The organism is Streptomyces sp. NPDC020807 (assembly GCF_040641575.1).
In the GTDB taxonomy this organism is placed as follows: Bacteria; Actinomycetota; Actinomycetes; order Streptomycetales; family Streptomycetaceae; genus Streptomyces.
Genome location: NZ_JBFADU010000057.1, coordinates 1 through 2,184, shown reverse-complemented (window position 1 = coordinate 2,184; position 2,184 = coordinate 1). Strand labels below are relative to the sequence as shown.

Annotated in this window: 1 protein-coding gene; it reads left to right on the top strand. The window is 73.1% G+C overall.

Annotated features, from left to right (window positions below):
* The coding region (locus AB0G79_RS33290; RefSeq protein WP_360813223.1) for a condensation domain-containing protein at nt 1–2,184 on the top strand (2,184 nt) is incomplete at both ends.

The window sequence follows — 2,184 nt, the reverse complement described above, 5'->3', positions numbered from 1 at the left end:
GAGCGGATGTACCGCACCGGCGACGTCGTCCGCTGGAACACCGACGGTCAGATCGAGTACCTCGGCCGCGCCGACGAACAGGTCAAGATCCGTGGGGTACGGGTCGAGCCGGGTGAGGTGCGGACGGTCCTCGCCGGGCACGACCAGGTCGCGCAGGTCGCCGTCGTCGCCCGCGAGGACACCCCGGGAGACACCCGGCTCGTCGCCTACGTCGTACCGACCGGTGACGCGTCGGCCGGTGAAATAGCCCCGGCTGTCGCCGAGTTCGCGGCCGAGCGGCTGCCCGCGGCGATGGTGCCGTCGGCCGTCGTGGTCCTGGACGAGCTCCCGCTCAGCGTCAACGGCAAGCTGGACCGCAAGGCCCTGCCCGCCCCCGACTTCGCCGCCGTCGCGGGCGGGGGGAGAGGCCCGGCCACCGTCCGCGAGGAGATCCTCTGCGCGGCCTTCGCCGAAGTCCTCGGCCTCGACCACGTCGGCGTCGACGACGACTTCTTCCGCCTCGGAGGCCACTCCCTCCTCGCCGTCCGCCTCATCGAGACCCTCCGCACCCACGGCGTCACGATCTCGCTCAAGACGCTGTTCGACGCCCCGACCCCCCACGCCGTCGCGCGGTCCGCCGGAGCCGAGCGGATCGAGGTCCCCGACAACCTGATCCCGGCCGGCGCCACCGTGCTCACCCCCGCGATGCTGCCGCTGGTCGACCTCACCGAGGACGAGCTCGCCTCCGTCGTCGCCACCGTCGACGGCGGCGCCGCGAACATCGCCGACGTCTACCCCCTCGCCCCCCTCCAGGAGGGCCTGCTCTTCCACCACATCCTCGCCGACGGCGGCGACGACGCCTACGTCATGCCGGCGGTCTTCGAGTTCGACACCCGCGACCGCGTCACCGCCTTCGCCGCCGCCCTCCAGCAGGTCGTCGACCGGCACGACATCTACCGCACCTCCTTCGCCTGGGAAGGCCTCCGCGAACCCGTCCAGGTCGTCCGGCGCCACGCCACCCTGCCCGTCACCGAGGTCACCCTCGACGCCGGGACCGGGACCGGGACCGGGACCGGGACCGGGGCCGGTCCCGGTGACCCGGTCGAGCAGCTCCTCGCCGCCGCAGGCGGCGCCATGGACCTCGGACAGGCACCCCTGCTCGACCTGCACCTCGCCGCCACGGGCGACAGCCGTGTGCTCGTCCTCCTGCGCATGCACCACCTGGTCCGCGACCACACGGCGCTGCAGATCGTCCTCGACGAGGTCGAGGCGATCCTCGCCGGCCACGGCGACACCCTGCCCACACCCCTGCCCTTCCGGACGTTCGTCGCCCAGGTACGCGGAACCGCCGCCCGCACCGACCACACCCGCTACTTCACCGACCTCCTCGGCGACATCACCGAACCCACCGCCCCCTACGGCATGGCCGACGTACGCGGCGACGGCGCCGACTCCCGACTCGCCCTGCTGCCCCTCGAAGACGGCCTGACCGCCCGCCTGCGCACCGCCGCACGCCGGGCCGGAGTCAGCACGGCGACCGTGCTCCACGTCGCCTGGGCCCGCGTCCTCGCCACGCTCAGCGGCCGCGACGACGTCGTCTTCGGCACCGTCCTGCTGGGCCGGATGAACGCGGGCTCCGGCGCCGACCGCGTGCCCGGACCCTTCATGAACATGCTTCCGGTCCGCATCCGCACCGGCGAACTCTGCGCGCTCCAGGCCCTGTCCGCCACCCGCGGACAGCTCGCCGAACTCCTCGAACACGAGCACGCCCCCCTCGCCGTCGCCCAGCGCGCCAGCGGGATCACGGGAGACACCCCGCTCTTCACCTCCTTCCTCAACTACCGCCACAACGCCGGCCAGGACGCCGAAGCGAGCTGGAACACCACACTCGACGGCACCCGCCTGCTCTACGCCCGCGAGATGTCCAACTACCCGCTGGCCCTGCTCGTGGACGACAACGGCGACCGCATCAGCCTCTCCGTCGACGCCGCCGAGCCCATCGACCCCACCGCCGTGACCACCCTCGCCCGCACCACCGTCGAGCAGCTCCTCGACGCCCTGGAGACCGCACTCGACGGCGGCACCGACGTGCCCCTGCGCACGCTCCGCGTCCTCGACGAGGGGGAGCGCGGCCGGGTGCTGGTGGAGTGGAACGACACGGCCACGGAGCCGGTTGCGGGTTCGCTGGTGGACCTGTTCGAGGCG